Source organism: Pseudomonas sp. SC3(2021), from assembly GCF_019856535.1.
Classification (GTDB): Bacteria; Pseudomonadota; Gammaproteobacteria; order Pseudomonadales; family Pseudomonadaceae; genus Aquipseudomonas; species Aquipseudomonas monsensis.
Window position 1 is genome coordinate 4,526,968 of record NZ_CP082236.1, and the last position, 18,203, is coordinate 4,545,170.

16 protein-coding genes are annotated in these 18,203 nt (G+C 57.6%); 6 read left to right on the plus strand and 10 right to left on the minus strand.

Going from position 1 to position 18,203, the window contains the following annotated elements:
• Positions 1-65 precede the first annotated feature (65 nt).
• Positions 66-1,037: an AraC family transcriptional regulator gene (locus tag K5Y35_RS20235; RefSeq protein ID WP_222832740.1), complete on the minus strand. Its 972-nt coding sequence runs from the start codon at positions 1,035-1,037 to the stop codon at positions 66-68.
• Between the two features lie 194 nt (positions 1,038-1,231).
• Here K5Y35_RS20235 and K5Y35_RS20240 point away from each other — a divergent pair, with 194 nt between their 5' ends.
• From K5Y35_RS20240 to K5Y35_RS20250, 3 genes are all read left to right on the plus strand, one after another.
• Positions 1,232-2,518, plus strand: a complete 1,287-nt coding sequence (locus tag K5Y35_RS20240) for a hypothetical protein (protein ID WP_222832741.1) — start codon at positions 1,232-1,234, stop codon at positions 2,516-2,518.
• Positions 2,519-3,608: 1,090 nt separating this feature from the next.
• Positions 3,609-4,412: a 2OG-Fe(II) oxygenase gene (locus K5Y35_RS20245; protein ID WP_222832742.1), complete on the plus strand. Its 804-nt coding sequence runs from the start codon at positions 3,609-3,611 to the stop codon at positions 4,410-4,412.
• Between the two features lie 142 nt (positions 4,413-4,554).
• The gene (locus K5Y35_RS20250; RefSeq protein ID WP_222832743.1) at positions 4,555-4,866 is read left to right on the plus strand and encodes a hypothetical protein; all 312 of its coding nucleotides are present in this window, start codon (positions 4,555-4,557) and stop codon (positions 4,864-4,866) included.
• Between the two features lie 121 nt (positions 4,867-4,987).
• Here the strand turns inward: K5Y35_RS20250 and K5Y35_RS20255 are convergent, their stop codons facing one another.
• The 5 genes from K5Y35_RS20255 to K5Y35_RS20275 all read right to left on the minus strand — a co-directional run bounded on the left by K5Y35_RS20255 (position 4,988) and on the right by K5Y35_RS20275 (position 11,465).
• Complete coding sequence (locus K5Y35_RS20255; RefSeq protein ID WP_222832744.1) at positions 4,988-5,989, minus strand: acyltransferase family protein; 1,002 nt, start codon at positions 5,987-5,989, stop codon at positions 4,988-4,990.
• 171 nt (positions 5,990-6,160) lie between these two features.
• Entirely contained in the window at positions 6,161-8,665 is a 2,505-nt protein-coding gene (locus tag K5Y35_RS20260) for a fimbria/pilus outer membrane usher protein (RefSeq protein WP_222832745.1), read from the minus strand.
• A gap of 73 nt (positions 8,666-8,738) precedes the next feature.
• Positions 8,739-9,479, minus strand: a complete 741-nt coding sequence (locus K5Y35_RS20265) for a molecular chaperone (protein WP_222832746.1) — start codon at positions 9,477-9,479, stop codon at positions 8,739-8,741.
• Positions 9,480-9,569: 90 nt separating this feature from the next.
• Positions 9,570-10,118, minus strand: coding sequence for a fimbrial protein (locus tag K5Y35_RS20270; RefSeq protein ID WP_123464224.1), 549 nt, complete (start codon positions 10,116-10,118; stop codon positions 9,570-9,572).
• Positions 10,119-10,403: 285 nt separating this feature from the next.
• Positions 10,404-11,465 (minus strand): fimbrial protein, encoded by a 1,062-nt coding sequence (locus tag K5Y35_RS20275; protein ID WP_123464226.1) that lies wholly within the window; start codon positions 11,463-11,465, stop codon positions 10,404-10,406.
• 180 nt (positions 11,466-11,645) lie between these two features.
• On the opposite strand from K5Y35_RS20275, the gene K5Y35_RS20280 reads away from it, so the two are divergent.
• The 3 genes from K5Y35_RS20280 (at position 11,646) to K5Y35_RS20290 (ending at position 13,023) form a co-directional block, all read left to right on the plus strand.
• Entirely contained in the window at positions 11,646-11,810 is a 165-nt protein-coding gene (locus tag K5Y35_RS20280; RefSeq protein WP_222832747.1) for a hypothetical protein, read from the plus strand.
• 74 nt (positions 11,811-11,884) lie between these two features.
• Entirely contained in the window at positions 11,885-12,391 is a 507-nt protein-coding gene (gene msrA, locus K5Y35_RS20285) for a peptide-methionine (S)-S-oxide reductase MsrA (protein ID WP_123464229.1), read from the plus strand.
• A 149-nt stretch (positions 12,392-12,540) separates the two neighbouring features.
• The gene (locus tag K5Y35_RS20290) at positions 12,541-13,023 is read left to right on the plus strand and encodes a DUF2867 domain-containing protein (RefSeq protein WP_222832748.1); all 483 of its coding nucleotides are present in this window, start codon (positions 12,541-12,543) and stop codon (positions 13,021-13,023) included.
• A gap of 50 nt (positions 13,024-13,073) precedes the next feature.
• Here the strand turns inward: K5Y35_RS20290 and chrA are convergent, their stop codons facing one another.
• The 4 genes from chrA to K5Y35_RS20310 form a co-directional block, all read right to left on the minus strand.
• A complete protein-coding gene (gene chrA, locus K5Y35_RS20295) occupies positions 13,074-14,432 on the minus strand; it encodes a chromate efflux transporter (RefSeq protein WP_222832749.1) in 1,359 nt (452 codons plus the stop codon).
• 158 nt (positions 14,433-14,590) lie between these two features.
• Positions 14,591-15,052, minus strand: a complete 462-nt coding sequence (locus K5Y35_RS20300) for a hypothetical protein (protein WP_128614948.1) — start codon at positions 15,050-15,052, stop codon at positions 14,591-14,593.
• Between the two features lie 100 nt (positions 15,053-15,152).
• A complete protein-coding gene (gene sseB / locus K5Y35_RS20305) occupies positions 15,153-15,944 on the minus strand; it encodes an enhanced serine sensitivity protein SseB (RefSeq protein WP_222832750.1) in 792 nt (263 codons plus the stop codon).
• Between the two features lie 83 nt (positions 15,945-16,027).
• A complete protein-coding gene (locus tag K5Y35_RS20310) occupies positions 16,028-18,154 on the minus strand; it encodes a TonB-dependent receptor family protein (protein WP_222832751.1) in 2,127 nt (708 codons plus the stop codon).
• Positions 18,155-18,203: the final 49 nt, after the last annotated feature.

Sequence of the window (18,203 nt, forward strand, 5' to 3'; positions counted from 1 at the left end):
ACACACACAAACTGTAGGGGCGAGCAGGCTCGCTCCTACAATTAGCTTTCCAGCTTATGAGCTGATTAATCCCGAACCCTGAACTCAGCGGGACTCACCCCATAAGCCCCCTGAAAATACCGACAAAACCGCCCGACATTACTAAACCCGAACCGCAACGCCACCTCCGTCACCGACGCCGAGCCGCGCTGCTTCAACACCTCATAAGCCCGCTCCAGCCGCACCTGCCGCTGATACGCCACAATCGACATCCCGACAAACCGCCGAAACCCTTCCTGCAACGCGCGCTGACTGACATGGCTCAACCGCGCCAGCTCCACACCACTGACCAACTGCTCCGGATGCGCCTGAATAAACGCCATCGCCAACTTCACATGCCGTGGCGCCACACTCGGCGCCGGCCGCCGCAACGCCTCGGAAAAATTGTGCGGCCACGCCTCCAGCACCGCATCAATCAACATCTCGCGCAATCGCGACGGCATCAACGTGCCGCTGTTGATCAACAGATCAAACTCAGTGCCTGTGGCCAGATCGATCAGCGCCTTGATGCCCTGAAAGGCTGCGGTGTTCAGGTCAACGCTGGGTTCAAAAGCGATCTTCTCCAGAATCGGTTTATCCAACAGCGCCGAGAGCCGCTCGGTGAGCTGATGACGATTGATCGACATGCCGTGATGCGCGTGATCATCGAAGAAACGCATAGAACGAATGTCAGCCTTGTCGATTGCCAGGCCAACGTGCGACACACCGATGGACTCGGTGGCGTGGTTGAACACGATCTTGCCCGCAGTGGGAATGACGAACGTGATCTCGTCCTGCGGATCGGGAAAAGAAACGCTGAAGTCGCCGTGGTAATGCATGCGCCGAAAACTGACACCGTCATGCCGACCATAGACGCCGCCAATGATGATGCTGGAGGGCGGGGGCGGAGTGTCGGCGTAGCGATTGCCGAAGAGTCTGGAGAAGAGGGCACCGAAGTCGTCGGAACGGAGATTGTCGGAGCGCAGGATGATTTGTTGGCGAAGTGGGGTTGTGGACACCTTGGGGGGGCACCTTGGATTGGGGGCTCTTTGTTCGAAGCGAAAGGGTAGATGGTGATGAATGACATCTTTATTACGAACGACCTTACTAGAGGGAGGACGTGACGAGAGATAGACATGGTGGCATAGGGCCTGTATTTTGTGCGGCTTTTAGTGGTATGAAATAAAAACTTTAAATAAGGAGATAATTAATTATGGACGCTGGTGTTAATGAGGATACTTCAGATTCGCCGGGTTTTTTTTCAGATCCGGATTTGGTTAAGCTGATAAAAGTTGCCGTCGAGAAAATTAACAATATTTCTGACTCTGGCTCTGATGAGCGGCTTACACGTTTAAGGAGTTTTACACAGCGTAGTTTGGATTTTTTTTGGCAAAGCTATAATGTTGCAAATCAGAATTGCTTATATTGTATAGAAGAATTTGGCAATATTTTCAAGGGGGCTCTAAGAAAGTTTAACGTCGACGCTACTGGTGATGTCGGCGAGTTGGAACCCTTGGCGGTACTTTGCTATCAATTTCTATTGGAGTTGGAAATCGCCTATCAGTATGGTCTCCCCAGGTCATTGATTGGCTGGACTAGTTTCCTTAAAGAGTCCTATTTTTTGGATTATAGCAATAAGGTGGATTTTCAAACTGCACGAAATCGAATAGTAATCGGCGTTTTGAGAAAGTATCTCCATCGTAAAGAGTTGGTGACCTTGGCCGAGCTGCCGAGGGTTATTCAGCAAGGAGAGGACTTTAAAAGAAATCTTGAAAAGACCTTGGGGGATAAAAGCCAAGTTGTTGAAAAGCTAAAAGGGAATTTGGATGAGTATGAGCGGAGTTTTAACTTTTTAGGGTTGAATCGTGCGTTTCGCAGTATGCGGGCTTTGAAGAAAAAGGAAGCGACAAATACACTAAGGTTTTTGGTTTTCCTTGGGGTAATTATGATTGCTCCTCTTTTTGTTAAGGTTTTATTTGAGTTGTTCGATAGCTCCTCTGCTTCGGCTGTGAGTGAGGTCAGCGAGGTGAGGCCGAATGGTGGCGCTGCGGGTCCGAATCAGGCTACAGATCAAGCGTCAAGTGAAAGAACTAACGGAGCAGCCGCAACTTCTGTCAGTTTGTCCGAAAAGGTCAATGTTGTTAAAGAAAGCAAGGTCTTAGACGCGGGGGAGTCATCAAAATATTTTAAAAAGATAATGTCTTTTGTCACATTTTTTGGTTTTGAGTTGGTTTTATTGTACTTTTTTAAAGTGACTTTGCATAACTATCGGTCGTTGAAGTCGCAGTTGTTGCAAATTGATCTTAGAGTGGCTTTAACTCAATTTGTACTGAAGTACTCAGAGTTTGCGGGTAACTCGAAAGAAGCTGCTGCGGGTACATTTGAAAGATTTGAACAAGTGATATTCAGTGGGATTGTGGGTGGAGATAGTGAAATACCTTCTACTTTTGATGGGCTCGATCAGGTTGTAAAAGTTCTCGAAAAAGTTAGGCCTTCTTAGAAGGGAGGGTGAGGGCAGACCAATACATGAAGTGTGGTCTGATCCCTTTTCGAGCCACTGAATAGCATCAAGCCACATCTTTCGTAGTCAAAATCGGTTGATTGTCAATGAGTCAGAATTCATTCGCCGGTTTAAGTGCTCTCTACGCATGTGGTTGGGGGTGATTGTTGCCATATATGTTGCCCTGCAGTATATCTAACCGTTTTGCATAAGTTTCGATGTCTGTCGGTGTTGTTGCAATTGAGTTGATGTCTGGTCTTTGTTTTCTATGGTTTGCGATGTTTTGTTTTTGTTGTTTGTAAGATTTTCTATGTCTCGATAGTTTCTGTAATGCGCGTGGATATTGAAAAAATTTTACCTGAGGATTTGGGTGTTGTTCATAGAGGGGCTTATAGGTTTTTCTGTTAGGGGTTTTGTTGTATGGGTCAATGTTAAGAGTGAGTAACAGTGAAATTAAAGTCAAATATCTCATTGTGCGCCTGGCCTGGGTGGTGGTAAAAGACCGGACGTGGTGCGGATGTTTTTAATGAGTTACATTCCAATATTACTAGTGCAAGTTTTTCTGTCGCTAATCACTGGTGATATTGTTCCTATTGGCTCCAGTGATTCCCAAAGTTTTCCCAGCCAAGTTATTGATGAGAACCCGTTGAGGCGATGTCTCCGACAATCGTGTTTCCGCAGGTGCTATTGTCAGTTTGTCGTACGGTAGCTAAGCCATCGAAGAAAACATATGAGACCCAGAGGCTATTGGATTGATTTCATGCCCAAGTAACGGGCAGGAAGTGGGATTGGTTAGGCGAGCGGCACGTTTGCCCGATATTTAAAAAATTCTTGTGGAAATATCTCCAGGTGAAGTTGGCATAGAAGGTAATGTGCCAACCATGCAGGGTCGATATGGACCTTTTGGGGCGAGGCTCTGAAACTGGATCTGGTTAATTCCTTACTGAAAGTCAGAAACATGTCGTAACAGCATCGCGCCGCTTTTCAGAACACCCTGCTCGGCAGGCCATGGCCGACATGGCAATCTGCTCGCGCAATGACCCTGTTTGAAATGGCCTGAAAGGCTCTATACAAGTTTATTGGAGCGGTAATGCAACCCGATACGCGAACACTACCCATCACCTTGTCCCCGGAGCTCGATTTCGACCAGAACGCCGCCAGCGCGTTTGGCGAGTCGCTGTCCAGTCAATACATCCAGGCCACGCCATTCCCGCACATCGTCATCGACAATTTTCTGCACCAGGATGTCATTGCCAGTATCCGCACGCACTTCCCGGTCGAGCCAACCCACAACGAAATGATTTACGAGCGTGGCTACAAAGGCCAGCTCAAGCGCCAGATCAGTCCCAACGAATGCAGCCCCTATTTGAAGAGCGTATTCAACACCTTCAACTCCGCGCCGATGCTGCAGTTCCTTGAAAAGCTCACCGGCATCCAGGGCCTGATTCCCGATCCCTATTTCACTGGCGGCGGCCTGCACGAAACCAGGAGCGGTGGCTTCCTCGGTGTGCACTCGGACTTCCGGCTCAACAAAAAGCTCAATGTCGAGCGACGGTTGAACGTGATCATTTACCTGACGCAAGACTGGCAGGAGGCGTACGGCGGTAATCTGGAGCTTTGGGATGTGGGGATGAAGAAATGCCTGAAAAAAATTCTGCCGGTCTATAACCGTTGCGTGATTTTCAACACGGACAAGGACAGCAATCACGGGCATCCGGAGCCGTTGACGACACCTGAAGGCATCACTCGTCGGTCGATTGCGCTTTATTACTACACCGCAAGCGGACAAGGGATTGATCCTTCGCAGAGGAACAAAACCCATTACAAGCCAAGGCCGAAGGATCGCTGGAGTGTGAAGTACTACCTGAATAAATTGTTCAAGAAGAAGGGGTGAGGTTGTTTTTGTTCAAGGCTAGCGCCAGTCTTTGCGCATCGGGCGGGTAGGGCTGATGATCGTTTTGCTTCCGGCCAGAGCACGCGATCAATTCGGCTCGCTCGCCCCCTCGGCAGTTCTCGTTCCATCTAAAGGTTGATCCATGCCCAGAAGCGCCCGACTTCAAAAAAAACTCCATACACGGTATCTGATGGCGACCGCTGAAGCGGTGGTCGGAGACGACTGCCTTGTCGGAAAACTGTGGGCACTGAACCAGGGTGACAAGTTCGAGCTAAGTGCAGCCTCATTCCATTCTGGGGCTATTGGAAAATACCGCCTGCAATACGTGATAACGAGAGGCCCTGTTCCTGGGCACTGGTTGTACAAAAAGTTTGACCCGGAGGAACTTGTATTATTTTTTACGGCGAAAGACTTTGCCGGCATTTGCCATGGCTGGACGCTGTTCAAGGATTGAAAACATCAGATTTGGCGCTCTGACGGGCAGCTTTTGCACTAAGACCTGAGCAGGCGTTCGTGAGCGCCTGCTTCGATCAATGAATCCGCCCGATTGTTGGCGCAAACGCCTGCGCTGGCAATCAAGCCGCAGTTTCACCACCGCGCACTTGCCTGCCGCCATCCTTCACGCCACCCCTCAGTGCATGCCTGAGTTTCAACGCTGGCCTTTCGACGCAGTAATATGAAATGCCACTCAACAGGAACGACAGGCCCAGTATCTTGGCCACGGTGTAAGCATCGTATGAGCTAATCGGCCATAGACCGTGCAGGAAGTACATCACCGCATAGTGATTCAGGAACACCCCGTAGCTGATGTTCCCGAGGAATTCGTCAGCCCGGTGATACTTGAGTTTCGTCAGCAGATACACCGCGGGTATGCCGAGAGCAATGCCTGCGGCCACTTCGGCATTGGACGGTCGGCGCTCGATCCAGCCGGCCATGATCGCGATGAAGATCAATGCCGCCGCAACGGCGGTGCCTGCCACGATCGCCAGGCTCTTCGCCTGCGGTTTGTACAGGTAGCTGCCGCACAGAAAGATGAACAGCACCCCTGGCAACAAGCGGTAGCCATACACGTCAGTGTTGATCAGGCCAAGGCACGCGGGGATGAACACGGCGACGGACAAGACGAAGGCAACACCCCGCGCTCGATAGAGGATCAGGAAAGGGATGACCAGGTAGAAGCACATTTCCAGTCCAAGCGACCAGGCCGGTGGCAGGATGCCGTTTCCGGTTGCGCCAAACATGTAGAAGCCCAGTGGCACCATAGCCAGGCTCGCAGCAATGTTTTTGAACGTCAGTTCGGCTTCTTGGGGCGAGCCGGGGAACAGGATGTAGAGCACCGCACTTGCCGCGAAGAAGTAGAGCAGGAACTGAGGGTAAAGGCGCAGGACCCTGTCGAGGTAGAACAGACCTACTTTCCCAGGCGCCTGGTAGTTGCGCTCGATCAGCGAAGTCATCACGAAACCGCTGATGATCAAGAAAGAAATCACGGCGATCACGCCCGGGTTCAAGCCCATGAACGTCTTGCCCATATGCGAAACAGCGACCAGCACGGCCAATAGCAGTCGATAAGCGCCCACTTACATCCCCAAAACGACCTTGTAGTTATGGCGCGTAAATTACGATGGTTCGCGGACGGAGAACAGGGTTTTTCTCCGGGATGGCGCGATAGCGGTCGGGCAGTCACGTTGCTGTCGGCTGGGCGGGCGCTATCGCGAGCAAAGCAATCACCGCGTATCAGGCCTCCCGATTTATTCACACAACGCATCTGCCACGCGATAACCGTCCACCATGGGTGCTTTGCTCACATCCAGTTCGATGCGGCAACTCTGTCCGGTCTTTTCGCCCCATTTCATTTGGAAGACCTTGCCTTCACCCACTGACAGCAACACTTGGCCGGCCTGGCCGACGACGCCGGCACTGGCGCCTTTTTCGTTGGTGATGGTGGTGCCGAACGGTGGTTGCTTGCCGTCCTTGAGGCGTACGTTGAGCAGCGCTTTTTCCGAGCGGCTGGCGGCGAAGCTGGCTTTGACCACGGCACCGCGACGCGGCACGACGTTGGTCACGCCTTCTTCGATGTCGATGTTGTTGTCCAGCTCGCCGGTGTCCAGTGCCACGCGGTTTTTACGGTAAGGCGTGACGTAGGGGACCAGGGCATACCCCTTGGCGTTGGTCAACGTGCCGGGCGCGTTGAGGACGCCGACGTTCGGGGTGTCTTTGACTTCGACCAGGGCCACGGTTTCGCCGAGGGTCTGGCCGAATTCGAGGCCATCACTGTGACCGAGCACGGAGCCTGCGGCGCTCACCGAGGTCTGTCGGTAACCGCTGCCGACACTGACGCCGGCGCCGAGTTGGGCGAACGGCGCGCGGTAGCCGATCAGGGCCGAGCCGTTGTTGCCGCCGTTGTCGGAGCGGTTGGCGTTGACGTTGTAGTTGAGGTTGCCGTCGCGCCCGCTCAGGCCGGCACGCTGGTCGAGGCTGCCGTCGTTATTGCGCGTAACCGTGTAGGTGCCGGTGCTGCGCGTCTGGCCGATGGGCATGGATACGCTGAACACCACTTGATTGTTCTGGCCGAAGTTGTCGGTCAGGGTCTTGCTGGCGTAGATGCCGTAGGTCACGCCTTTGTATTGGGTGTTGAAGCCCAATTGCATCTGTTTGTCTTCGCGCGAGGTACCCCAGTAGTTCTGCTTGCTCATGTTCAGGTAGAACGAGCCGTAGCTGTCGAGGGCCTGGTTGATGCTGGCTTCGACTTTGCTGCGCTTGGAGAACGTGTTGAATTCGTTCGGTTCTTGCAGGCGCACCGCTTCATCAAAGTCGCGATAGCCTTCGGTGGAATAGCGATAGCCGGCGAAGCGTACCGAAGTGCCAGTTTCGAATGCCTTGCCGTAGCGCACGCCAAAACTCTGGCCTTTCTCTTTGCCGGCCGCGACTCCGGAACCCCTCGGTACATCGGTCTGGGCCTGGGTAACGTCCAGCGAAACGGCGCCCAGACTGCCGAGGCTTTTGCCCACGCCGACGACGCCAGCGCGATAGAAGTCAGCGCCCAACAGACCGCCATACACCGTCAGATCGAACGGCAAACCGTAAGCCAGAGAGGCCTGGGCGAAGGCCGGGCGCTGGCCGCCGTCGACAGCGTTGTACTCACCGGCGGTGGCGCTGTAGCGCCAGGTTTTTTCCCGCAGCATGTTCGCCAGCGTGGCGTACGGTTGGGTGAAGCGCCGCTCGCGACCGTCAGCTTCGGTGATGATCACTTCCAGGTCGCCACTGCCCGATGCCGCATTGAGATCGTCGATTTCGAACGCGCCGGGCGCCACATACGTGGTGTACAGCGAGTAGCCGTTCTGGCGCACTTCGACCTTGGCCTGGGTTTCGGCGATGCCGCGAATGATCGGCGCATAACCTTGCATCGAGTCCGGCAGCATGCCCATGTCGGACGCCACCTGGGCGCCGCGAAACGGAATGCTGTCAAACACATCACCCGGGGTGAAGCTTTCGCCCAGGGTCAGCGTGCTCTTGATCGCGGTCAGATCACGCTGTGCATAGGTGTTGCTGCGCTGCCAGTCCTGCTGGCCGTCTTCATCCTGACGGAACGAGGAACTGGAACGAAAACGCCAGTCGCCGAGGTTGAATCCGCCGTTGGCGTAGAGGTTGTATTGCGTGCCGTTGCCACGGGCGTCGGACTGCGTGTTGGCCGCCGAGAACTGATAGTTGAGCATCGCCGCGTTGATCCCGCGATCCCATTCCTGCGGAGCGACATAACCCGCGGCGTCGCGGCGCAAGGCGATCTGCGGCACGCTGATGTCGAGGGTCAGGCGCCCGGCGTCGAAGCTCACCGAAGCGCCTTCGATCAATTGGGCAAGGTCGATGCACGCGGGGAATGACTCACCCGGGGTCAGGAACGCATCGACCTTGACCCCGAGTTCCTTGAGGAACGCCTCGGACAGACAGGCGCGCACTTCAGCGCTTTTTTCGTCCTTGGCGAAAGTCATGTCGCGGCGGTCAAAAAAACTCTGGTTCAGGCGAATCACCACCGGGTAAGTGCCGGGGCCGATGCTGCCGCTGTTGGCGATGGCGTCCAGGTCGAGGTTGGGCCCGGCGCTGGCGCCACCGAAGGGCTGCATGAAGCTGGCATCAAATTTCGCCGGTTCGTCCGCGCTCGCCGAGCTGCCCATCAGCACCGTGAGAATGGCGACCGACAGATGCAATGGAACAAAAGGCACGGACTGACGATGACGGTTCAGGGCTTCGATTCGCATGACAATACTCAACACTCGGCCGTCACGCGGCATCGGCAGCGTGCAGGCGGGTTCGCAAGAAAAGGGGGCGGTGTTACGGGGCGCTGCTCAGCTCGACTTTTTTCGGCTCGCTGTAACCGCCGTAGTCATTGATGGCGGAGAACACCACTGCGCCGCTGCGAGCGCTGAAACCTGGCAGCGCATAACGCTGGCTGCTCATCGGCGCGACCATCTTCGGTTCATTGACTTCAACGACCTGCGCACCGGCCTCGACTTTTACGCCGATAAAGGACACGTGAAACGCCGACGGGTTGTTGACCACCAGCACCGGTTTGCCTTGTTCCTGCTGCAGACTCCAGCGCAGTTGCGGCGGCGCATCCATTGGGCTGCCCTTGAGGGTGGGCGGGCGATAGAAGACTTTGATCCGCGTGCGCATGGCGATCTTCAAGGTATTGGCGTCAGGCTTGCCGGCCAGCGGGATTTCCTGGGCGTTGAAGTAGAAGACCGATTCGCGGTCTTGTGGCAGATCGCCGGGTACTTTCTGGATGCGCACCATTTGCTCTTTGCGCGGATCGAGGCGAAACAGCGGCGGGGTGGCCACGAACGGGGTGGCGGTGGTGTTGTCGTCAGCCTCGGTGTTGATCCAGGCCTGCACCGCGTAGGCCTCGGCCGTGGTGTTGCTCACGGTGATCGAGGCATCGCGTTTGTTGCCGTCGTACACGATACGCGTGCCGCCGAGCATCACACCGGCCTGGCTGAAGCTGCTGAGCAACGTCGCGCTCAGTAACACAGCCAATGTCGATGCGGTTCTGAAGGGGGATCTGACTGAGTTCATTGCGTTCATCCTCTTGTCGGCACGGCCACAAAACCGTGGCAAAGGGAAGGGCGCCCGGCGGCGGCAATCGCCGCCGGAGGCTGACCGGACTTACTGGTAGTCGACGGTAAAGGCGGCTTTGGCGTTCGCCGGACCGGAAGTGGCTGTGCCGGTTGCCACGTAGTTGGCGGTGAAGCGCAGCGGTTGGGTCAGGTCCAGATAAGGCGAGGATTCCAGACCCAGTTGCACGTCTTTGCCGGACGCATCCTTGATCTGCACGGCGACGTTGGTGGCCACGCCCGCTTCCGGCAGCAGGCCGATCCACTGGCCGCTGGAACCGGCGTTGCCGCTCAGCGAGAGAAACTTGACCACGGCTTTCTTGCCGGTGACGTTACAACCCGGTGCAGTGGTGTCGATGGTCAGGGTGAAAGCGCCGCCACCTGCCACTTGACCGGCAGAAGCCAGGGAGGTGGCCGGCACGCTGCCAAGGCCGACGTCGCCGGCACCGGCCGAACCGTTGAGGTCGGAAACCACTACCGGACAGGTGTTGTCGGTCACGCTGCCGACGAAGTTGATTTCACCGTCGGCGGCCATTGCGGCTTGCGACGCGGCTGCCAGAACCAGGGCCAGGGACAAACCTTTGAGCGCAAAATTTTTCATGATCACTTCCAGATATTGAATAAATGTCCGCAAGCCCGAAGGCCCTGAGACGGATCGACGTCGCCATCCCGTCGGGGGCAGAGCGTGGCGTCTGAGGCTCATTATCTGGACGTTGATGAGAGCGCTATGTAGGGAAAATCCCTTTGCTTGTAGGAAATTTCCCAGCGCTGCTGCGCGATCAATAAGTTGTCGCCAAAAAAAACGCCCCGCCTTTGGCACCGCACGGAATCGGCGATTGCAAAGGGGGAGCGTCGGGAAAAACAGGTGGATTTTTGTTGGTGGATTTCAGCGGTAAGTCACGGTGAAACTCGCATGGCCATTGGCGGTACCGGGTTGCGGCGTCGGTCCATCGCCGGTCTGGATATAACGGGCCTTGAGCGGTACTGACGTCACGCCGTTGACGATGCGGTTGAGTTGCACGGGCTGCCCCAGATTCATCGGCGAGCCGTTGTCCTGCAACACCTGGATCGCCACGCCCTGAGCCGTCGAATCGGTCGACAGGCTCAAGACACCGTTGGCCGCGTCGAGGATGGTCGATGTCTTGTCGGCGTCGATCTGGATGTTGGCGAAGTTGCCATTGAAGTAGCCGTTGGTGTTGGACGGGTAGTTATTGCCGGCGATGCAGGCGTTGAGGGTAATGGCGAACGGCTGGGCCTGGGTGGTGGAATTCTTGCCGTTGAATACGCGTTTTTCCCAGGTGCCCATCGGCACATTGATCTGGTTGCCCGGTGCGGCGGGCAGAGAGCAGCCGGCCAGGGTCACGGTGGCGGTGAAAGTCAGATCGAACATTGGCCCCATATCCGAAGTGCCAGTGGCGACCAGTTGGTTGATGGTGTGGGTACCGGGCGCGATGTCCCCGGTCTTGATCAGCGCATAACGCATCATCGCCTGGCTCATGTTCGCCTGGCTGGGGGCGGTGCGATTCATGTTGAAGGGAATGAATCGGCTGGGGTTGCCCGGCGGCGGAATCCATGCGGCAGCGAAACCGGTCATGTAGATGGCCAGGCCAATACCGGGCACGTTGGTCTGCAGCAAGGCATTGGCCGGCACATCCAGCACGTCCACCGGAATGTTCACCGCCACCGGACCGACCAGTGCCGTGTTATAGGTCGCCGTGCCATAACAGAGCAAGGTGTCACCGAAATTCAGCTGACGCATGGTGCCATTGCTGTTCAACGTGGTGCCGATCGGCACGTCTCGCGGCGCGAACACTGCGCCGCCGGTGAGCGTCAACTGCTTGACCGTATTGTTGCCCGTCGCCCAGGTGCAAGCCGCCATCGCCGGTGCCGCCGTCAACATCAACGCCGTTGCGCCAAGCCCGCCCAGCATCCGTAACCCGATCTTCATGGTATGTGCCCTCCTGAGAAGAAAACGGCCATTCAATGCAGACTGACTGCATCTGGACGTTGTTGGCGTCGGCCAACGAAGGGCGGAATTATCAGGATCACGGGGCGCGCACCGAATAGCCGGCTTCCCGCTGGCGTGTAGGAAATTTCCCAGGGATTTGCTCCTGAACGTCGGGAGTCGATGGGCGTTTCGGTCAAATTACGTGATAACCACGCCCTGGGCTGGCTTTCCATTCGGCACCTGGCTAACCGGATCAATGACTTTGTCAGTGATTACCACGGGCGGCGTATCACCGGGGCTTTGCTTGAAGAAGCCAATCAGGCCGCGAAACGCCAGAGCTGTTGACGCCGCCCCTTGGAATCAGCCCATATGCCCACATAACAGTAGTTCCCCCACGCCTTCGAGAGGAACGCCAGACCATGACCACTCAAACCGAAACCGCCATTCTCGCCGGCGGCTGCTTCTGGGGCATGCAGGACTTGCTGCGGCGCTATCCCGGCGTGCTGCACACCCGCGTCGGTTATACCGGCGGCGATGTGCCGAATGCCACGTACCGCAACCATGGCGATCACGCCGAAGCCATCGAAATCGTCTTCGATCCTGCGGTGATCAGCTACCGGCAGATCCTTGAGTTCTTCTTCCAGATTCACGACCCGAGCACGCCCAACCGTCAGGGCAACGACCTTGGTCGCAGCTATCGTTCGGCGATTTATTACCTCAGCGAAGCACAACGCGCCATCGCCGAGGACACCACTGCCGACGTCGATGCTTCAAAACTGTGGCCGGGCCCGGCGGTCACCGAAATCGAACCGGCGGGGCCGTTCTGGGAGGCGGAACCGGAGCATCAGGATTACCTCGAGCGCATTCCCAATGGCTACACCTGCCATTTCATCCGGCCGAACTGGAAACTGCCCAAGCGCGCGTGAGCGGCGGGGCTGAAGCCCGTTGCAGCGAGAGCCACCGCCGGGGTGGCTCTTGACCGCTCAGCGATCTCGATCAGGATGGCGTAGCATGGCGCCCTGAACCTTTGGCATTTCATCGCAAAGGGCAATCGAGCCTATGAAAGGGATTATCGTTGGCGACCTCATCACCTGTTCACACCCTGCGGGCCGTGGCCGATCTCGATTACTTTGATCGCCGGTCGGTTGTGCTGCCTGTCGAGCTCAGCGCACTTGATGCCTGGAACCACATGACCGCCAAGCCGGGGTTGTTCATGCGTCTGGCGTTTCGCGCGAGGGACGCGATTTCCTCGTTATTCGGGGTCAAGCGTATCGGCGGATTCTCAGGCGCCAGACGCGCAACCGTTGCGGTTGGCGATTCTCTGGATTTCTTTCGGGTGGAGCACTGTGCGCCCGACGTGTTGGTGCTGACCGAACGTGACCGGCACCTGGATGTGATGATTTGCCTTTCGATCGACGAGCGAGTGCTCACGGTCACCTCATCCGTCGTTACCCATAACGCCTTTGGGCGTCTGTACATGCTACCGGTGGGGCTGGCGCACAGAGTGATCGTCAATCGGGATCTGCGTCGGTTGAAGCGCACGCTTGAAGCGCAGTAGTGTGCTCGCTCAAGCTGTGCCCGTGAGGGCGGCGCATTCACGGCTGCCCCCTAGCGCAGCAGATGGACGACCATCCCGACAAGCGCACAGGCCAGCAATACCTGGATAACGCCGCGCTTGAAGCGGAACAAGGCAATCGCCGCCGCGATGGCGATCAGTGCCGAGGGCCAGTCGAGGTGGCCGCTGAATCCCGTTGGCCAGAGCACGTGGTAACCGAAGAAACACGCCAGATTGAGGATCACCCCGACGACGGCGGCCGTTATCGCGGTGAGCGGCGCGGTGAACTTGAGTTCGTTGTGGGTCGATTCCACCAGCGGGCCACCGGCGAGAATGAACAGGAACGAGGGCAGGAAGGTGAACCAGGTCACCAGGGCGGCGGCGACGGCGCCCGCGAGAAAAACCTGATCGGGCCCGAATACCTGCGAGACATACGCCCCGACAAAAGCCACGAACGCTACCACCATGATCAGTGGCCCGGGTGTGGTTTCCCCCAGTGCCAGGCCGTCGATCATCTGTGTCGGGGTCAGCCAGCCATAATGGCTGACCGCGCCCTGGTAAACATAGGGCAGCACCGCGTAGGCACCGCCGAAGGTCAGCAGTGCGGCTTTGGTGAAGAACCAGCTCATCTGGGTCAGCGTGCCTTCCCAGCCAAAGAGCGTGGTCAGGATTGTCATTGGCAGCGCCCACAGTGCGGCGCCGGTCAAGGTAATTGCCAGCAGCTTCAGCCAGTTGAATCGGGCATGATCAGGTGGAGGCGTGTCGTCGTCGATCAACGCCGGGCCGTAGGATTTTTTTGCGGCGCTGTGGCCGCCGGCTCTGAACTTCTCGGGTGCCAGGCGCCCGCCGACGTAGCCGATCACTGCTGCGCCCAGGACGATCAGCGGAAACGGCACATTGAGCGCGAAGATCGCAGTAAATGAGGCTGCCGCAATCGCCCACAGCCAGTTGTTCTTCAATGCCCGCGAGCCGATGCGATGCGCCGCCTGGACCACAATCGCGGTCACGGCGGGTTTGATCCCGTAGAAAATCCCGGCCACCGCCGGCACTTCGCCGAAGGCGATGTACATCCATGACAGCGCGATCAGGATGAACAGCGAAGGCAGCACGAACAGTGCGCCTGCAATCACCCCGCCCCAGGTTCGGTGCATGAGCCAGCCGATGTAGGTCGCCAATTGCTGGGCTTCTGGCCCGGGTAGCAACATGCAGTAGTTCAGCGCATGCAGAAAGCGGCGCTCGGACATCCAGCGCCGGCGCTCTACCAGTTCCTGATGCATGATCGAAATCTGCCCGGCCGGTCCGCCGAAGCTGATGAACCCCAGCTTCAGCCAGAACCAGAACGCCTCGCGCAGGCTGATCGGCTGGGGCGTCGACAATGGCTCGCCGGACGCGGGTACGCAAACCTTATTCATGGGGGCGCTTCTCCGTCACAAACCCGGCCATTTGCGCAATAAGGTCAGGGGTTCACCGCGAAAACGCAAACGCTTTCACGGCTGCCCAGTGACTTTTTTCATGACTGCGGATGGCAGGCGGGGCGGCGTTGATCGCGTGTGCGGCGCTGTCCTGATCCTCAGTCGTCCATCGTGCTCAGCACTTCCCCGGTGGCAGCATCTTCGAGCCAGACTTTCAGACGATTGAGGCCCACGTATTTCGAGCGGGCCATGATTTTCTGCCCCGGCTTGCCGTCGAACTTCAAGTCCGCAAACAGAAATTGTCGCGGCAGGCGGTATTCCAGTTGAATGGTGTAGGTGCCCGGCTTGAGCACCGCGCGCTGCGGGGAGTCGTTCTTGTAGTAGTACGTGGAAAAGGGAATGTTGCCGACTTTTTCGTCGTTGATCCGGATGATGTTCAGGTCCGGCTGCAGATCAGCGAAGTGGCGCTGGGGCCGGCCGGCATAAGTGTCGGTTTCGACGACGGTATAGCGCGATTCGTCGACCGCCGTGACAGCACCGACGTTGGAATACGCGGGCATTTCCGCACAACCTTGCAGGCATAGCAGGGCGGCGACGAGAGGAAGCAGGATTTTTTTCATCAATGGAACCCGATTGACTTTGATGTTGTACAACCAACAGTGATTTTGCAGGTCCGCTACAGGCGGGCCTAGGCGAAGAAAACGTCAACGACAGTCGCTCTCACGCCCGGCCAAAACCAAGGAATGACAGCAGTTTGTTGCCCGCTTTGCGTTCGTAGAAGGGTGTGGTTTGCGTGAGGAAGTACTCGCTCAGCCCCGTCTCGCCGGGACACACGCGACACAGATCAACGGCTTCGCCAGCCGGTGCCGTATCTGCCGCGACGTTCCCCGCTTCGCGCATGACCTGCTCGAAGTCGCCGTCGACCTCAATTCCCACGATCAGGTGCGGCTTTTCATCTAGCGAGGTGTCGTGCATCAGCGCGAGAAAAGCGCGCTTCACGTTGCGGTGTTTGGCCAGTAACTGCTTCAGCGAGTTGACCAGGGTTGACGGGTAATGCGCAGGCTGGCCGAGCAATACGCTGGTTTCTTTTTCGACAGTGCGCGAGGTGGCTTTCTGGCCGACTTCATCGCTGAGCAGATTGCGCACTTCTTCGGGGAAAAACTCTTTGCCATAAAGCGACTTGGGATTCAGGAACAGGTGCGCACCCTGGGTCATCTCGAACAGGGCCCTGGCGGGCAGTTCCAGATAACTTTCCTCGCCGTCGATTGATTGTTGCAGCGTTGCCAGCGACGAAAAGAACGGAATGACCGACGTGCCGTCCGCTTTCTGCCAATGGGCGATGCTGACGTTGCTGCCGGCCTCGAGATTGACCAGGCCGTCCGCTGTGCCCGTCGTGCCGAGGATATAAACCGGTGAGTTCAACAAAGTCTTGAAGAACTCGGGACGATGCGCCGGTTCGTCGGCGGCCAGCCTGAGGCTCGTTTCGAGTGGGTTTTCTGACGGTGTGTCCATGATGTCTGTCCGTGACTCTCTGAAAAATGATCGGCAAAGCACAAGCCAAAGGAACGCAGCGTTACGCAGAGCTTGCCGGTGAGTCAGAGCAGATTCCACGACACGCCGAGGTAAACCCCCATGCCTTCACCCGGTGTCGAACGCGCGGCGTCCAGTCCTTTATCGTCATATCCCGGCGTAACTGTAGCGGCGTAGTGTTGGTTGGTCAGATTGCGCATGTCCAGCCACGTCTGCCAGTCGCCCTTGGGCGCGTTATAGCCCAGCGTTGCGCCGAACAGCGCGTAGGGATCGGCGTAGTAACTGTTGGCGTAATCCACGGCGACTTTCGACACCAGTTGCGTATTGAGCGCCGCGAAGAAGCCCTGCGGCCAGTCATAGCGCAACTCACCCTGGTAGTAGTGCATTGGCAGCCCCGGCAAGCGGTTGTCGCCGAAGCGATCATCATCGCGATAGTGGAAGTCGCTGAAGGTGTAGGCCTGGCGCAGGCTCAACCGGCGACCATCAGTGGCGGACCAGAGTTTGCTGTTCAGGCTTGCCTCGACCCCTTGGTGAACGGTGGGGCTGGCATTGAGTTCGTAAGGCGTGACGGCGTTGGCGTCCGGCAATACCGACAGCAATTCGTGGCGCACTTGCGCGTAGTACCACGCCAGACTCCACTCACCGGCGGCACTCTCGCCACGTCCGCCCAGTTCAAGGGTGGTGGCGGTCTGGTTCTGCAGTTTGATCGGGTCTTTTTGCGTGCCGGTCGCCGCGCCATTGCCGGCCGGGAAACGCACATTGGAGCTGTAGATCAGTGACCACGGGTGCGGCGCTTCGACCGAGCGGCTGAGGTTGCCGAACAGTTGCAAGTCCGGCGTGACCTGATAGCGCAGGCCGATGCGCGGCGCGTAATCCCAGTCGTTCATGCTGGTTTTGCCGCCGCTTTGCGGCAGGGTCACGGCGCTTTCGCGGCGGGTGTAGATTGCCGCGAGGCCAGTGGTCAGCCACAGGTCATCGGCGATTTCCAGGTCGTTGCCGGCGTGCAGAACGGTGTCCGAACCTTGATAGGTGAAGTTGCGCATGTGTGTGCCCGGTGCGTAACCGGCGGTGTTGCCAGTCGGTATGCGCACCAGTTCGCTGGCGCCGTCATTGGGCAGGTGTTTGGTCACGCGCAGGCCAACGGTGCTGCGGCTTTCCATGCCGAAAATCGTGTCACGACGTTTGTAGTCGAACGTGCCGCTGACGTCGGTATAGGCGACTTTCAAGCGGTTCGGGCCTTCGCGCAAATCCATCGGGTAATCGTGGTAGACGAGGCCGGTCTGAATGCTCGAATCGTCGTCGATGTAGTAGGTAGTCTTGTTGCCGATGAAGGTGCTGCCCGGCTGCTTGCGGCTGTCGTCACGCGCCACATAGGACGGATTGGCCGCGCGAGGCGAGTGTTCGATGGAGTGCTTGGTCACGCGGCCGGCGAGGTCGTTGTCGGTTTCGCGGTAACGGATGTAGAAGCGCGTTTCCAGGTTCGGATTGAAGCGATAGCCGAAGTTGGCGATTACGCCTTTGCTCTCGCTGGCGGTGTGATCCTGATAGCCGTCGGCGTTGGCATCGGTCAGCGACACGTAGTAATCAAAGTCGCCCAGCACTTGCCCGGAGCTGACCTGGCGCTGCTGATAGCCGTGGCTGCCGGTGGCGTAGCGCACTTGCAGCTTCGGCGCGTCGTAGCCGGTGTGGCTGACGTAGTCGATGGCGCCGCCCAGCGCCAGAGAGCCCCGGTCAAAGCCATTGGCACCGCGCAACACTTCAACGTGATCGACCCACAGCGGTTCGAGCAATTCGTAAGGCGTGCCACCGGGGCCCGTCAGCGGCAAGCCGTCGAGCATCGTGTACAGCCCCGACGCGTGCGCGCCCGGCGCCCGGTTGATGCCCGAACCGCGGATGGAAATCTTCACGCCTTCGTTGCCCGCCGACTGCGCATACACACCCGGTTGATACGCCAGCACATCCTGGTTGTTCGCCACGCGACCCTGCAAGGGCTGGCGCATGTCGACCACATTGGTGCCGCCGGGCACCTGTTCGAGGCGGGTACTGGCCTCTTCAATCGAAGCGTCCGCAGCGTTTTGATCCTGCGCCGAAATCAGCACTTGCCCCAGTTCCAGACCTTGAGTCTCGGCCAGTGCCGGGCAGGCGAGGGCGAGGCCCAGCAGGGCGGCGGGCAGGGATTTGGACGCGGACATCGAGAAAACTCCAGGCAGACGGGAACGGGCAATGAACAGTGCGACGCAA